Annotated in this window: 15 protein-coding genes and 1 rRNA gene; 5 read left to right on the top strand and 11 right to left on the bottom strand. The window is 39.0% G+C overall.

The features are described 5' to 3' along the window. Nucleotides 1-12: 12 nt before the first annotated feature. Nucleotides 13-201: a hypothetical protein gene (locus tag NST81_RS04970; RefSeq protein WP_003353757.1), complete on the bottom strand. Its 189-nt coding sequence runs from the start codon at nucleotides 199-201 to the stop codon at nucleotides 13-15. A 194-nt stretch (nucleotides 202-395) separates the two neighbouring features. Between NST81_RS04970 and NST81_RS04965 the strand changes: the two genes are divergently transcribed. Both NST81_RS04965 and NST81_RS04960 read left to right on the top strand, forming a co-directional pair. Then, nucleotides 396-752 carry a YtxH domain-containing protein gene (locus NST81_RS04965; RefSeq protein ID WP_048622833.1) on the top strand — a complete coding sequence of 119 codons (357 nt, stop codon included), beginning with the start codon at nucleotides 396-398 and terminating at the stop codon, nucleotides 750-752. A 322-nt stretch (nucleotides 753-1,074) separates the two neighbouring features. Next, nucleotides 1,075-1,650 (top strand): HTH-type transcriptional regulator Hpr, encoded by a 576-nt coding sequence (locus tag NST81_RS04960; protein ID WP_082142248.1) that lies wholly within the window; start codon nucleotides 1,075-1,077, stop codon nucleotides 1,648-1,650. Here NST81_RS04960 and NST81_RS04955 read toward each other — a convergent pair. Then, nucleotides 1,647-1,982 carry a DUF1878 family protein gene (locus tag NST81_RS04955; RefSeq protein WP_003353760.1) on the bottom strand — a complete coding sequence of 112 codons (336 nt, stop codon included), beginning with the start codon at nucleotides 1,980-1,982 and terminating at the stop codon, nucleotides 1,647-1,649. The genes NST81_RS04960 and NST81_RS04955 overlap by 4 nt on opposite strands. 468 nt (nucleotides 1,983-2,450) lie before the next feature. Between NST81_RS04955 and NST81_RS04950 the strand changes: the two genes are divergently transcribed. Further along, nucleotides 2,451-2,636, top strand: a complete 186-nt coding sequence (locus tag NST81_RS04950) for a hypothetical protein (RefSeq protein ID WP_003353770.1) — start codon at nucleotides 2,451-2,453, stop codon at nucleotides 2,634-2,636. Between the two features lie 42 nt (nucleotides 2,637-2,678). On the opposite strand, the gene NST81_RS04945 is transcribed toward NST81_RS04950, so the two are convergent. Together NST81_RS04945 and NST81_RS04940 are read right to left on the bottom strand one after the other, a co-directional pair. Beyond that, a complete protein-coding gene (locus NST81_RS04945) occupies nucleotides 2,679-2,765 on the bottom strand; it encodes a YjcZ family sporulation protein (protein ID WP_040341153.1) in 87 nt (28 codons plus the stop codon). Nucleotides 2,766-2,802: 37 nt separating this feature from the next. Then, complete coding sequence (locus NST81_RS04940) at nucleotides 2,803-2,889, bottom strand: YjcZ family sporulation protein (protein WP_061778555.1); 87 nt, start codon at nucleotides 2,887-2,889, stop codon at nucleotides 2,803-2,805. 438 nt (nucleotides 2,890-3,327) lie between these two features. On the opposite strand from NST81_RS04940, the gene NST81_RS04935 reads away from it, so the two are divergent. Beyond that, nucleotides 3,328-4,203 carry a peptidylprolyl isomerase gene (locus tag NST81_RS04935; RefSeq protein WP_048622832.1) on the top strand — a complete coding sequence of 292 codons (876 nt, stop codon included), beginning with the start codon at nucleotides 3,328-3,330 and terminating at the stop codon, nucleotides 4,201-4,203. A 205-nt stretch (nucleotides 4,204-4,408) separates the two neighbouring features. On the opposite strand, the gene NST81_RS04930 is transcribed toward NST81_RS04935, so the two are convergent. From NST81_RS04930 to NST81_RS04915, 4 genes are all read right to left on the bottom strand, one after another. Further along, nucleotides 4,409-4,603: a sporulation YhaL family protein gene (locus tag NST81_RS04930; protein WP_003353772.1), complete on the bottom strand. Its 195-nt coding sequence runs from the start codon at nucleotides 4,601-4,603 to the stop codon at nucleotides 4,409-4,411. Between the two features lie 283 nt (nucleotides 4,604-4,886). Next, entirely contained in the window at nucleotides 4,887-5,825 is a 939-nt protein-coding gene (gene yhaM / locus NST81_RS04925; protein WP_003353778.1) for a 3'-5' exoribonuclease YhaM, read from the bottom strand. A gap of 241 nt (nucleotides 5,826-6,066) precedes the next feature. Beyond that, nucleotides 6,067-9,027, bottom strand: coding sequence for an ATP-binding protein (locus NST81_RS04920; protein ID WP_341028676.1), 2,961 nt, complete (start codon nucleotides 9,025-9,027; stop codon nucleotides 6,067-6,069). Beyond that, a complete protein-coding gene (locus tag NST81_RS04915; protein WP_048622830.1) occupies nucleotides 9,014-10,258 on the bottom strand; it encodes a metallophosphoesterase family protein in 1,245 nt (414 codons plus the stop codon). Before NST81_RS04915 ends, NST81_RS04920 begins: the two co-directional genes overlap by 14 nt. Before the next feature lie 261 nt (nucleotides 10,259-10,519). Between NST81_RS04915 and NST81_RS04910 the strand changes: the two genes are divergently transcribed. After that, a complete protein-coding gene (locus NST81_RS04910) occupies nucleotides 10,520-10,705 on the top strand; it encodes a YhzD family protein (protein WP_003353781.1) in 186 nt (61 codons plus the stop codon). A gap of 160 nt (nucleotides 10,706-10,865) precedes the next feature. Here NST81_RS04910 and NST81_RS04905 read toward each other — a convergent pair whose 3' ends face one another. The 3 genes from NST81_RS04905 to rrf all read right to left on the bottom strand — a co-directional run bounded on the left by NST81_RS04905 (nucleotide 10,866) and on the right by rrf (nucleotide 14,174). Further along, nucleotides 10,866-12,383 carry a coproporphyrinogen III oxidase gene (locus NST81_RS04905; protein WP_048622828.1) on the bottom strand — a complete coding sequence of 506 codons (1,518 nt, stop codon included), beginning with the start codon at nucleotides 12,381-12,383 and terminating at the stop codon, nucleotides 10,866-10,868. A gap of 212 nt (nucleotides 12,384-12,595) precedes the next feature. Beyond that, a complete protein-coding gene (locus NST81_RS04900; RefSeq protein WP_048622827.1) occupies nucleotides 12,596-13,465 on the bottom strand; it encodes a Cof-type HAD-IIB family hydrolase in 870 nt (289 codons plus the stop codon). A 593-nt stretch (nucleotides 13,466-14,058) separates the two neighbouring features. After that, nucleotides 14,059-14,174 (bottom strand): 5S ribosomal RNA (gene rrf, locus NST81_RS04895). Nucleotides 14,175-14,194 lie beyond the last annotated feature (20 nt).

Below are 14,194 nucleotides of genomic sequence, written 5' to 3'. Positions count from 1 at the left end.
TACCAATTCTTTTCATGTTACATAAAGGAGAATGATGATCACAAATACGAAAACAGTTCCGGCTCCAAGTGCGCCGACACGTTTTTTCACCATCTTTTTCGGGGGATATATACCCGGCCTGGACAATAATAGAAGCGAGCGACACAGACCAAGAAACAAAAGAAAATCGAGAATAACCGCAAAGAACAAAACCCCTCTCATGTAAATTCCTCCTTCACCAGCCCGCTGACTGATCTTCCGGACATAGAATGTTGATTTTCTTCAAAAGAAGTCTGTATACTCTTCTTAAGGGATTCGAATTTAATGAATATTCTATCCTATTCAACTGCAACTGAAGATATGAAATGAGGGACTTCAATCTCAAAATGCGAAATATCAGCCAGAGGTGAATGATTATGAAACGATCGAATTGGTTGGCGGGCTTTTTAGTCGGAGGGGTTGCAGGCGCCATTACAACGCTCCTTACCACTCCTTCTTCTGGAAAAGACGTCAAAAAAAATATGTTAAAAACAAAGGATTTTATGAAAGAAACAGCGAAGGAAGTCATAAGCAATACCGAACAGGTAAAACAAGCGGTCACTCATTTTATACAAGAAGGAAAAACGGCTTTCCCTCAGATCTCTAAAGAAATAAAAGAAAGCATCGAATTATGGCAAAAAAGCATTCAACCAAATAAAAAGGCAATTGAAGAAGGAATTCACAACGTCCAAATTTCCGTCAAAAACCTGGAGGAGACAACGAAAAAGAATTGATAACACCCAAATCCTCATAGAATCCATTCTCCAAGCGTGAAGTATACAGGGCTTTTTGACTAGCACTTGTCGTCCTTACGGCAGGTGAAGCGTAAGTCCTGCCACATTCGGAATACATCATAAGTTTTTTCAAGAAAACAAGGTATTTTCTTATAACAGCATGCGAAACTTATGAAAGTGGACAATCTTGTTTATTGGATTGTCCACTTTTTTGAAAATTTAGTAAATTTATATCTTTATTAATTTTTATTTTATTGGCATAATATTGTTAGAGAATACTTTCAGAAAAACCTGTTCAATTTTAAAAAGAAGGTGATAGAAAGTGAAAAAACAAGAAGTTTCCATACATGAGGTAATGCTATTTTCCCAAAGAGTAGCACAGTTAAGCAAGGCCCTTTGGAAAGCGGTTGAAAAAGATTGGCAGCAATGGATCAAACCGTATAACCTTAACATTAATGAACACCATATCTTATGGATCGCCTATCATTTAAAAGGAGCCTCTATTTCTGATATCGCTAAGTTTGGCGTCATGCACGTTTCCACAGCCTTTAACTTTTCAAAGAAACTAGAAGAACAAGGCTATTTAAAATTTTCCAAGAAAGAATCGGACAAGCGAAATACGTATGTTGAGTTGACAAATGAAGGGGAAACGATCCTTCATGACCTGATGGAAAAATTTAATCCGGAAGCCAATTCCGTCGTGCAAGCGGCACTACCCCTAAATAAACTGTTTGGTAAATTTCCTGATTTTTTAGAACTCAGTGTGATCATTAAAAATTTGTACGGGGACGATTTCATGGAAATTATCGAAACCTCCCTTCAAAACATAGACGAAAACTTTCAGAAGGAAGATACCTTCATTTCCACGAACGAATCCAGCGAAAAAATAACGAGTTAGTTGGAAAGATTTTTGTACAGCTGAATCATTAATTCTTTATAGAGCCCTTGTTTTATGCATGCTGCGATGACCTCTTTACAATCCAACTTGGAATGAAGCCTTTTTTCAAATTCTTGAAAAAGCGGAACATGAAAAACAAATCCGTCCGCTTTTTGCTCTTGATATTTCTTGTTCAACTCCTCACAAAGTTCGAAAAATTCGGCCGTTTCCTCTTTTGTGAGCCGATTTTTTATAATCAGCCAATCAAATTCATGTCGGTTCTTATCGACCATCTGAATCAACAGTTGTTGATGGTATTCCAACATTTCCAATCGTTTTATAATATCCTCCATGTCATTTCACCATACCACAAATAGACGCTCTATTTCGAACAGTCAATTATACTTACCGGGCCATTCAATATTATCTTACAGTAAAACTTGAATTTAAGCTATTCCAAAAGACAAGATGAACGGTACGTTTGGTGCTTTTAAAAGAACGCTGATCCAAAAAAGCTTGCTCAACAGCCATCCAAATCATTTATTTTCTATTGATTTTTTGCTTATTTCGTCGTAAAGTATGGTAGCATCCTTTTCGCAATCATTTTTAGGTTTATTGATCCGTTTTGACATCTGACATAACAAAAATTTCTATTTATTGAAAATTTCGTTTAATTCCTCGGTATACAAAACCATTTTCATTCGAAATCATGCACATGAATTAGCCTCAACATGCCTAATCGTTATCTTTTTAATTGTGAGGTGCCTAAATATTCTATTTATCACCCTGATGAATAAGGTTATGAAAAAGGAGGGAGCATCATGTCAGTAATCTTCGTGTTCATATTATTTTCTATTTTCATTTTATACAATATCAATAGACTTACCAACACGCTATGTATGCAAAAAGACATACCGGAAGATCGCCAGCCGAAAGTGTTTAGAACGATTAACATTTTAATCACTATTCTGCTCATTTCTTCTTATATCGAAATTCTCTATACATAAGTGGAAATCAAGCCAGGCATCGCCTGGCTTTTATTCCAATATCTAGTAAATCCAAGATGCACCGATGATAATAAGCAAAATGAACAACACAACGACAAGTGCGAATCCTCCGCCATATGCTCCAGACATATCCGAGTTCCTCCTTTATTTTCACATTTTTCATTTGTTAATATAGCCATGCTGCACCAACAATGATGAGAAGGATGAAGAGCACCACAATTAATGCAAACCCTCCGCCATAAGCTGCACCCAATACCGATCACCTCCTTACACATTGGTCTATATCATACTATTCATTTGTTTTATTTTTGGTTTAGGCCTTTTTCCCGCTTGAAGACGACTGTATAGGTCATCAGATGATTAAACCTGATTAGAAAGGATTTAACAATATGGCTTCGACAACAGAAGTTTCCAAACATTCTTGTTTTCTGCCAAATTCTAATCCGGATTTTTCAACTGACTAACCCTATTAGGATCTACTCTTTCAGCGGAAAGCTTTTCATTCCCGCCATACCTCCTTTTCTGTTATTTGTATCGTATGTAACCCGGTATATTTTGACTGAAGCAAACGCCTATTTTCTTGTCGGTCATAAAAAAGAAAAACTTTGGTAATTCCGCATAATTGTGATATAGTATGTCTATGTGGATAAAGAATATAAAAATGAAATTAAGTGTAGGAGTTGTTGAACGAATGAAAAAATGGATTCTCTCTTTGTCGTTGGCAGCCGGGATGATTGTTCTTGCTGCATGCGGAAACGGCGGAGATGATACCGTTGTAAAAACGAATGAAGGAAATATTACAAAAGAAGATCTGTACAACGCTATGAAAGAAAAATATCCTCAACAAACACAACAAGCGTTGCAAGAATTGGTGTACAAAAAAGTTTTATCTGAAAAATATAAAGTTTCGGATAAAGAGCTGAATGACGAGCTTCAAAAAACAAAAGACCAACTTGGTTCACAATATGAAGCGTTCCTCGCCCAATACGGCATGGACGAAAAGGGATTTAAAGACTACTTAAAATTGGAACTATTAGAGCAAAAAGCGGCAACGGCCGATATTAAAATCAGCGATCAAGAATTGAAAAATTATTATAAAAAATGGCAGCCGGAAATCAAAGTCCGCCATATATTAGTCGATGATGAAAAAACGGCAAATGAAATAAAAGCGCAGCTGGATAAAGGGGCCAAATTCGAGGATCTTGCCAAAAAATACTCCAAAGACACAGCTTCCGCCAACAATGGAGGAGATTTAGGATGGATCGATTACCAAGGCCGCAAGCAATTTGTTCCTGAATTCACTAAAGCGCTTGATACTTTGAAAGTCAAAGAAATAAGCAAACCGATTAAAACAGAATACGGCTACCATATTATCCAAATTACAGATAAGAAAAAGAAAAAACCGTTTAACGAAGTAAAAGATCAATTGAAAGAAGAACTGAAACTCTCGAAAGTCGATCAAACTAAGATGCAGAAAAAACTTAACGAAGTGCTGAAAGATGCTAATGTAAAAGTCGAAGACAAAGACTTTAACGGTTTGTTTTCCGAAGCAACCTCCAATAAATAATAATGTGAAATAATAATGTGTGCTGCTTTTTTGAAACGGAACGCCTTTCGTTTCAGAAAGGCAGCATTTTTTTGAAAGCGAACAAGTGTAGCATGCCTTTTCTTCTTCTCGCAATCAATTTTTCATTCGCCTTTTTTCCACGATTCGGACTAGCCATATAAAAAGGCGCTCCAAAAGAAGAATTCTTTTGAAGCGCCTTTTACGTTTATGCTCCTTGTTGTTCCTGATCTTGTTTCTGTTTCTTTTTTTTCTCTTCTTGCATCCTCTTTATAAATACTTCGCCTTCTTTTTCGATCCATTCCTGGTCTGCCTTCCGATCTTCTCTCGCCGTTTTAATCACCATAAATGCACTAATAAATATTCCTGCCACAACGAAATACATCCAAAACGGTACCGTCATTTTCCACCTCTCCTAACTTGTCCGCATTTACTACATCTTATGAGACGGAAACGTTGCCTATTCCTATAATTTTTTCCATTATCCTCTGTTACCGCCAACTAGACGTCATTCAGGTCTCCCGCAACGAAACGTCATGATAAAGAAAAATATCAGAATGGAATGGGGAGAAAGAGAGCCGCACGATCTATCTTTTCCACTTTCAAAAGGAATTCTTCCCTTAAAAAAAGACCTCTAAAAAGAGGTCTCTTCATCGCTGAAATAGGAATGAAATCGAATATACTAATTAAAACTTTGGCTTATAAAAAGAGCGGTTATCCATAGCGAAAATTCGCTCGGAAAATTCTCCCGGTTTCGTTTTTTCTAAAGCTCGATCCAGCATATTCATCTTCGCATCAATATTATCAATGTAATGAAGAATTTCCGCTTCTTTGATTAACGGCGGCTTCGGGCTCCCCCATTCCGGCTTTCCGTGGTGGCTTAAAACAATATGCTGGAGAATAAACACCTCTTCTCCTTCGATGCCCAGCTCTTCGGCCGCCTTGGCAATTTCATTGATCATGATCGTGATATGCCCCAACAAATTTCCTTCAGCCGTATAGGTAGTCGCAACGGGGCCCGACAACTCAATGACTTTGCCCAGATCATGAAGAATCACACCGGCATAGAGCAAATCCCGATTTAAAGAAGGATATAAATCCGCAATGGCCTTTGCCAGTTTTAACATGGAAACGACATGATAAGCTAATCCGGATACAAATTCATGATGGTTTTTAGTAGCTGCCGGATATTGATAAAAAGGCTCAGAATATTTTTTCAGCAAGTAACGAGTGATCCTTTGGATATTAGGATTTTTCAATTCAAAAATAAACTGAGTGATGATTTCTGCCATCTCATCCGAATGCATCGGGGCCGACATAACAAAGTCTTGAATTTTGACTCCTTCATTTTCGGAGGCCGGTCGGATTTGCCGAATTCTTAGTTGATTTCGCCCGCGGTAATTTTGAATATCTCCGAGCACTTTTACAATCGTTTCCGCCCGATATTGTTTTTCATCCTGTTCTGTCGCATCCCATAGTTTCGCTTCAATTTCACCGCTTTTGTCTTGAAGAATCAGGTTTAAATACGGTTTTCCATTGACGGCTGTGCTTTTCGTCATGGATTTAATCAATAAATAACAATCGACAGACTGTCCTGCCTCATAATGGATAATTCCCTGAACCATTCAGTTTTTCCTCCTGTACACCGGCAATGGATTTAATCGACACCATTATATCACATAAACAGTATTTGATTATTCATCCTGAAGGAAGCGAATGTAAAAGAAAACTCATGGGCAGCCATTCGTTCAAAAATGGTTCCCAAATATTTTTTAAAACTTTATATAAAAATTCCGTTTCACCCAATCGGCAAACAAATATATGGATAGGCAGACGGCGATTCTGCAGCCAGCTCATTTATTTTGATCATTTTGTTACGTTCGCCCAGTCAGGTTCTTCTAAATGAATAATAGAAGTTTCCGGAAAATACATTTTAACATGTTGATGGCATGTAAAAATCAATATTTGTGTATGGCGGCTAACCTCTTTTAATACTTCTGCCACTGCGGACATTCGTTTATGATCAAAATGGACAAAGGCGTCATCAATGATGAGCGGAAATGGATATTCTTCCTGCAAGACGGAAGCGAGAGCAAGACGAAGGGACACATACACCTGTTCACCGGTGGCCTGGCTTAATTCTTGCGGTTCAAAAAACATCCCATCTTTTCGTTTTACATAAAACTTTCCTTCTTCATTCGTATAAAGGTGAATATACCGTCCATTTGTCAACATGCTTAAAAGTTCTTCTGCTTTTTGCAAAGCAAGTGGAAGTTTTTGATCTTTAAAATGCTTCACCGTTTTAGCAAAGATATGTTTTGCAATCGCTAGCTGCGCCCATTTTTTTGCTTTTTCGTTTACTACCGACCGCTGAAGATGGAAAAGATGAAGCCGTTCTGCGTAAGTCCCGCCCTCTTCTAAAACCTTTTTCTCATACTCCCATTTCGCTAGATCTGCCTGTACTCTTTTTTTCTCCTGTCCTAGTTCTTTCAACTTTTCTTCGACTTCTAGTTTGGCTTTTTTCCATTTTGCGGGCTGATCGAGCGGAAATAGAAGGTCCGGGCTGTCAGGCACCTGACGATGGATGAGTGCTAAACGTTCTTTCAACTGTTCAAGTTTTTTCCATTGAGTCCCCTTTTTCCGAAAATCTTCTTCTGTTTCCGTATTAGCGGACGCAAACAGTTTCTGAATTTCCCTTTCAAATTCAGCTTTTTCCTTTATCACTGCCTGAAGCTCCTCTTTATACTGCTCTGCTTGTTTGCTCGTTTCCTTTATTTGCAAGGCTTTCTCTTTATTTCTTTTCAACTGTTCTTTTAATTGAAACAGCACATATTCTATATCGTGGTCCGGTAAACCAAGAGTCTTTGTCCATCGATGCAATTGATCTTTCCATCTTTGAATAGACTCTTCCATTTCTTTCATTCTTTCTTGGCATATTTTTTTCTGACGAATGATGTCTTTCATACTTAAAAGTTTTTCAAACGCCTCATCCAAAATATTCCATTCCATTGTTTTCGGAAAACAAAGCTTGTGCTGAATTCTTTGAACTCTCAACAAGTTTTCAGAAAATTCCCGCTCCCATTCCTTTTTGTCCGAAATCAGCTTACTCTTTTGCTGCTCCAATTGTTCCAGTCTCATAATCGATTGTTTCCATCTGTCCCGCAGTTCGGTTTGTTTTCGATACATAGAGGCCTCTTCTTTTGTCAGAAGATACCCCATTTCCTGAATTTCTTTCTTACGTTGATTGATTTCCTTTTTTAGCTCTTTTTCTTGTTCTTCCAAAAGATCCGGAGTTTTTTTCGTCCATAATAAAAAGGCGGCAACAAATCCAAAAAAAGGTACTGAAAGCAGAAGCCACTCGTGTTGAATGACAAGCCATAGAGCTAAAACGATTGAAAAAACCAAAACGAAACCGGCGGCAAGAGGCTGCTTATTCCTCTTTTTTGCCTGTTTTTCTGTCTCGATTTTTTGTAGTTGTAGTTCAAGCCAACGAATTTCCTTTGCCAAAGATTCTTTTTCAGTTTGGTTTTCCGCTTTTTTTTGCAGCGTTCGAAATTCTTGCTCCGGCAATAACAGCTCCTCAATCTTCTCACATTCCTTTTCCGCCGTTTGAAGCTCGCTGCGGTTAGTTTGCAAAGCTTTTTCGATGTGCTCTTTTTGCGAAATGAGACGAATAAGCTTTTGAATTTCCTCCTTAATTCGTCGTTTTACATCCATACTCGTATCAATCTGATAAATTTCTTCGTCCGTGAAATGTTCAAAATGAAGATACGTCTTGAGCTCTTCCAATTGACTGTTTAATTCTGAGATCTTCATTTGATCATTTTGCCAATCTTCTTGCCACTTTTTATACTCGGCACTTTGATTCACACTTGCCTCAATGGCCGCCTCTTCCTCCAGGGATAAAAGGTCGTTTTGCCATCGCCGGATTTGCTTTTCTTTCCAATCGATCTTTTCTTGTAAAGCAGAAATCATCCCTTCTAAATGATGGAGCCGATCCAAATGCTTTTCAAGCCGGGAAATGCCATCCACCGGAAATGCCACTTCTCCGATGGCTTTCATTTCTTCTTCCAACCGCTGTTTTTCCATAAGCAGCGGTCTAATGGTTTCTTCTCTTGCCAGTCTTTCCAAATATGCTTGACATTTCCCTTCTTCGACGGACAGCTTTGATAAATGCTGTTTTTGATTCTCGATTTCTACTAAAACATGAAGATATTGGTCATTTTTCTTTTTCCCTTTTTTAACATCTGCCTCCAGTTCCTTCAATGTCTGTAATTCTTGATTAATAACCGGATTTCGTCCGTTTGGCTTATAAAGCTTTTCCATTTCTTTCTGCAGTTTTTTCTCCAGCCGGTATAAGGAATCTGTCCCGACGGTTCCGGCGGAAAATAAAAAGCGGCCGATATCTTCCTCTTTTAATTGGTGAAGTTTTTGCAGACCATGGACGTCAAATGAAAAAATAGAACGGTAAAAGTTCTCATCCATTCCATTTAACAGTCGACGTAGAAGATCTTCACCGCCTATCGTTCCATCGTCGAGCCTTACTGTCACCGAACTGGAGGATGTTCCTTTCACTCTTTCAATGACTGCTTTGCCCATATTCACGGTTTCAAGCGTCAATTTCCCACCATATTTGGAATGGGTTTTCGGTTCATAATTCTTTGCTTGTCTGGTAGGAAATCCGAATAAAACGGCATGGATAAACGCCATAATGGTCGATTTTCCCGCTTCATTTTCCCCGTAAATGAGCTGCAATGATTTCAAGTCTTTTAAATGAAAATTTTCTAATTTTCCAAAGCCGTATATATGAAGATCAGAAATTCTCACCGCTTATTGCTCCTTCCTCTGCCAATCCTTCTTGAATCAAGCGTTTCGCTTCTTCTAACATTTCTTCTTTTTCATCCTCCGTCAGATCAGTTAAGAAGCGGGTCGTTTTATAATGAAAATAAAGAGAGGAAAGCGCCTCTTCCCAATCTTCTTTTGTTAAAGACGCCGTCTGCTTTTCAAATTCCCGATAAAAAGGATGATTTTCTTTGAATTTCAGAGGATGCTGCGGATCGATGATAAACCGATGTACCCAAACAAACGACTCATTTAGATCTTCGCCGTCTTGCAGAGCTTCCAATAATTCTCCGCTCGTGATTTTATCTCTTATTTCTCGATTGGGCTCATTTTCCAACTGAATTTCCAACATGACACCTTGATTCGTTTGACGGTTATCCTCCATCATCTGCTTCAAACGCATGAAAAATGAATGAAAACTTTCCTCTTCCGAAAGCTTCATGACTTCTTTTTTCCATTGAATATCAGCCGTTTCAATAAATTCAAGGCGCGTTCCGGTTTGATCCAATTCAACGAGATAGCAGCCTTTCGCTCCAATTTCTTTTCGATGACGTCCTTGAATGTTCCCGGGATAGAGAATATAAGGATCTTTATGTAAAATCTTTGTTTGATGAATATGTCCAAGCGCCCAATAATCAAATTGTTTTTCCAGCAGATCATTGACTGAAAATGGGGCGTAAGGTTGATGGCCTGATTTTCCGCTTTCCTCATAACCGTGAAGCAAACCGATATGAAAATCCGCTCCGTCTTGCTTTTGGTACTCGTTTATTTTCCGCTCCCATACATGGCGTTTATCATAACTGAATCCATACAAGTGAACAATCGCTCCCGCTTTTGTCTGATGGCGAATGGCTTCCACTTGAGAAGAAAAAACATGAACATTGGATGGCAATTCCAGCGACACCCATTGGCCGTTTAAATGATCATGATTTCCGTGAAGAATATAGGCGGAAATGCCATGCTGTTTTAATCTATTCATTTCTGTTTGTAGCCGAGCCTGTGCTTTAATGCTTCTGTCTTCACCGTCGAATAGATCACCCGATATAAGAACAAAATCCACTTCTCTCTTGATGGCTTCATCTATGATTCTATGAAAAGAACGAAAAGTACTTTCGCGTATTCTTGCAAATAACTCCGGAGGCAGGCGCTGTTCCAAACCGATAAACGGACTATCCAAATGCAGATCCGCCGTGTGAATAAATCGAATTTGTTTCACGATGGCATTCCCTCCAAGCCAAAAATCGAATGTATGTTCTTTCATTATACTTTTATTATGAAAGATTTTCTATTGAAATCTAGCCTCATCACAGTGAAAACTGAAAGATATTTTGGCCAATTTGCAAAGGAGACAGATTATCCGACAATCTATTCAAAAACTTATCCATTGAAAAATAAGCGAGAATCGTTTACAATATTTAAACAAAATATTGTAAATATTCTTTATTTTTAACTAGATGTATATTGGGAGGTTTCTGCATTGAAAGAATATACGCTGACTGTCTTCCAAAAAAATGGTGAAAAGTTGTTAGATGATACGTTTGAAGCAGCCAACGACCACGAGGCTAAAGAAAAAGGCAGTCAAATTCTAAAGGAAAAAGGCTTTTCCGATTACACGCACCGATGCACATCGTCAGCAGGAAAACTTTTGTTGTTTCATTCATAAAAACGAGTCTCATGAAAAGGCTCAACTTTGAATTTCAACCATGACTTTCAATCGATTCTTTCATCAATTCCCATGAGTTAAATAGTCATTCCTGAATTCAAATACGTTCTCTCCCGCAAATCTCCATCATGTTTTTCCATGCAAATCAAAAACAGCCTTATCAAGAAGGCTGTTTTTTGCAGAAAAGCTGCTGTAAAATCTGAAGCTTTTTTTCTGTATATTCTTCGTAACGTTCATTATACGATTTCGGGTCTTTCGGATTAGCAAAACGTTCAATCTTTCCAGTATCCGGATCGATAAATTTGCTTGCTGCCCCGCATCCTAATCCAATAATAGTCTGCACTTCTTCCATGATCAAAATGTTATAGATGCTTTCTCGCCCCGGTAAGGCATATCCGACATTTTCAAGGTTCCCTAAAATGTTTTTTTGCCGGTACAAATAATAAGGAACATAGTTGTGCGCTGCGGTCCAGTCTTGGGCCAATTTCATCATTTCTTCTGCTTCTTCCCGGCTTGCCACCGGATATTTGTCTTTATTTTGGGTCATGACCGATGCACGTTTAAACGATAGGGTATGAATCGTCAGAGATTCCGGCATCAGTTTTTCTGTTTCATCTAATGAATGTTGAAATTCCCGCACTCCTTCACCAGGAAGGCCGATAATCAAATCCATGTTGATATTATTCATTCCCATGCTTCGAGCCAAGTGAAATTTTTCAATCGTTTCCTCCACTGTATGGTGGCGGCCAATGGCTTTCAACGTTTCTTGAATGTAAGATTGCGGATTGATGCTGATCCGGTCAATATTCCATTTTTTTAGCACTTCCAGTTTTTCTGGCGTAATCGTATCGGGTCGGCCCGCTTCAACGGTAATTTCTCTTACGTTCTCAACACTCGGAAATGATCGATACATTTGTTCATATAAAAGATCCATTTCTTCTGCGGTGATCGAGGTCGGCGTACCTCCTCCATAATAAATCGTTGTGATTTTTATACCGTTTTCTTTTAAAAATTGGCCGATTTTTTCCATTTCATAATGAAGACCGCCTAAGAACGAAGCCACTCTCCCTTGTTTTCCCTGGATTGCAAAAGCAGGAAAAGTACAGTAAGCGCACTTCGTTGGGCAAAACGGTATGCCAATATAAATGCTCACTTCATTTTGCAAGTGATAAAGATCAGGGACAATCGTGAGTTGTCGATCCACAATTTTCTCCATTAATTGAATCTTTTCATCCGTAATTAAATATTCTTTTTTTAATTGTTCATGGGCCTCTTCTTTAGAAATCCCGCTCCGCAATTTTTTATGGAACAGCTTTGTTGGACGAATGCCGGTTAAAAATCCCCACTGCTGCCGGATTCCGGTATATTGTTGCAGCACTTCAAGAAATGCGCGCGATACAGCCTTTTTAACTTGCTTAAAATATTCTTTTTCCGTTTGGGTTGGATCCGCCGCTTTTTCTATTGAAGATTGATAGATCTTCGCGGAGTCTGGCGCCGATAAAGCCATTTTTACTTTTATGACTGAATTGGCTTGGATATCCAATTTCACTCTGAGGATCTCGTCGGGAAGATTCTCCTCTTCCAAAAGAATATCGGTCTCTTCAAAAAATAAATTGGCAATTAATTGAAGAGGTCTATGCAAACGTTCATCAACTGTGCCTGTCACAAGAATGTTCAATCGAATCACCTTTCAATATGTAAACTATTCTTTAGTTTACTGAATGAATCGTCCATCGGTCAAGGATCCATCCATCTGTTCACTTAAAAGCCTACAGATAAAACAGAACAAATCCATATTTCCCTATTTGAAAAATCTCGAATAATTCCCATATACTATTAACCATAAAAAAGAACGCCCTTTGTCGAAACAAGGGCGATGAAAGATGCGACTTATTTTAAGTGATCCATTTTTTCTAAAAATCGGATCGGCCGCTGTCTCCTAAATAACTCTTTTACGACATAAGATACCCCATTTTCCTGATTGGATCTTGTCACCCAATCAGCAGCTTCTTTTACATGATCAGGAGCATTGCCCATGGCGACCCCAAGACCTGCATTGTGCAAGAGAGGCAAGTCGTCGATGCCGGACCCTATCATGACCACTTCTTTTAGCGAAACATTTATTCTTTCGCATAAGTACACCAGTCCTTGAAACTTTGATACCCCACTTGGGACAATATCGAAACGGTTTTGATCCGTGCGGATGACAGCCACTTCATCATACATGCCTTCTATTGCTTTTTTTGCATCTTCCAAATCTCTAGGATTCTGAAAAATGATTTCCATTTTGGGAGGAGAGACCGGCTCTTTTTCCAAATAGTCGCTTACAGACTCCACAAAGTATTGAGGGTATAGCATACGATTATTCGTGCGCTGCCAAACCGTTCTTCCAACTAGAGAATCGGGCAAATCCATTTTATTGCTGACAGAAAATTTTTCGTGTGATAAGCAAATACGACAATGAAAGGATTCTAAAAAACGGGTGAGTTCATACGTAATATCTTCTTGAATTCGTTTCAATAAGATTGGTTTATCGAGTTGCTTTGCTACAAAAGCTCCTTGATGAGCAATTAAACAGCTGTCTACTTTCAGCGATTTAGCGACTTTTTTTACGGAAGGATAATGTCTTCCCGATACTAAACAAATATAAATTCCTTTTTCTTGCGCATATTCAATTGCCTCTTTCGTCATCTTATTTAAACGGCCATTGTCCTGAAGTATTGTTCCATCTATGTTTACCGCCAGTAAACGATAGACCATCGATGTTCCCCCTTATTATCGAACCGTCTCTTTATACTTTTATGAAGGAACAAGCAGAATTAGAACTTTTTCCCGCTCGCTATGAATGAACAGACTGGCAGCCAAGGCAAAATGACCCAAGGGCACCGCCTTTTTGATGATCGCGAAATTCACTCGCTTTCCGCGGGCGATCCGCGAGCCTCCTCGCTCGTTCCTCGCTGCGGGGTCTCGCCTGGCTCGCTTTTCTCGCAGGAGTCTCGCCAATTTCGCGATCATCGCAGTAAAATGTAACTTAGACAAATGCAAAAAAATCACCTTTTCCATTTATGCGGATGAAAGAAGATCATATGAAAAACGGACTGCTGAAGCCGGTTACAATTGTTCAGATCGGGACAGAAAACCTATTCAATCTTGGATACTTCATTCATCAAAGCTAATCGGTCGTTCCGAGATTTTGCATGGGCTGACCAAAGTGAACATCGAATATGGGGCTGGCTGCCATCTCCCATAACTTTCTGAAACAAGCGTAAAAGAACCGCTTGCTTTAGAAAGAAGGTCCCAAAATAGAGAAAACCCGACGAGATAAAATATTTTTTCTCGTCGGGTTATTGTTTGCCTGGCAGCGTCCTACTCTCGCAAGGGGAAACCCCTCACTACCATCGGCGCTGAAGAGCTTAACTTCCGTGTTCGGGATGGGAACGGGTGTGACCTCTTCGCCATCGCCACCAGACGGTATGTAGTTGTCGGAAC

It is taken from the genome of Bacillus sp. FSL W8-0223, from assembly GCF_038006805.1.
GTDB classification, from domain to species: domain Bacteria; phylum Bacillota; class Bacilli; order Bacillales; family DSM-4216; genus Bacillus_O; species Bacillus_O smithii.
The sequence above is the reverse complement of the archived record's forward strand: the minus strand, read 5'-3'. Positions and strand labels throughout refer to the sequence as shown.

Bases quoted from the DNA above. Each gene is read 5' to 3' on its own strand.
- NST81_RS04935 (WP_048622832.1), top strand. From the start codon at position 3,328: ATGAAAAAATGGATTCTCTCTTTGTCGTTGGCAGCCGGGATGATTGTT.
- NST81_RS04945 (WP_040341153.1), bottom strand. From the start codon at position 2,765: ATGTCTGGAGCATATGGCGGAGGATTCGCACTTGTCGTTGTGTTGTTC.
- NST81_RS04965 (WP_048622833.1), top strand. From the start codon at position 396: ATGAAACGATCGAATTGGTTGGCGGGCTTTTTAGTCGGAGGGGTTGCA.
- yhaM (WP_003353778.1), bottom strand. From the start codon at position 5,825: ATGGTTCAGGGAATTATCCATTATGAGGCAGGACAGTCTGTCGATTGT.
- NST81_RS04930 (WP_003353772.1), bottom strand. From the start codon at position 4,603: ATGACGGTACCGTTTTGGATGTATTTCGTTGTGGCAGGAATATTTATT.
- NST81_RS04955 (WP_003353760.1), bottom strand. From the start codon at position 1,982: ATGGAGGATATTATAAAACGATTGGAAATGTTGGAATACCATCAACAA.
- NST81_RS04900 (WP_048622827.1), bottom strand. From the start codon at position 13,465: ATGGTCTATCGTTTACTGGCGGTAAACATAGATGGAACAATACTTCAG.
- NST81_RS04950 (WP_003353770.1), top strand. From the start codon at position 2,451: ATGTCAGTAATCTTCGTGTTCATATTATTTTCTATTTTCATTTTATAC.
- NST81_RS04970 (WP_003353757.1), bottom strand. From the start codon at position 201: ATGAGAGGGGTTTTGTTCTTTGCGGTTATTCTCGATTTTCTTTTGTTT.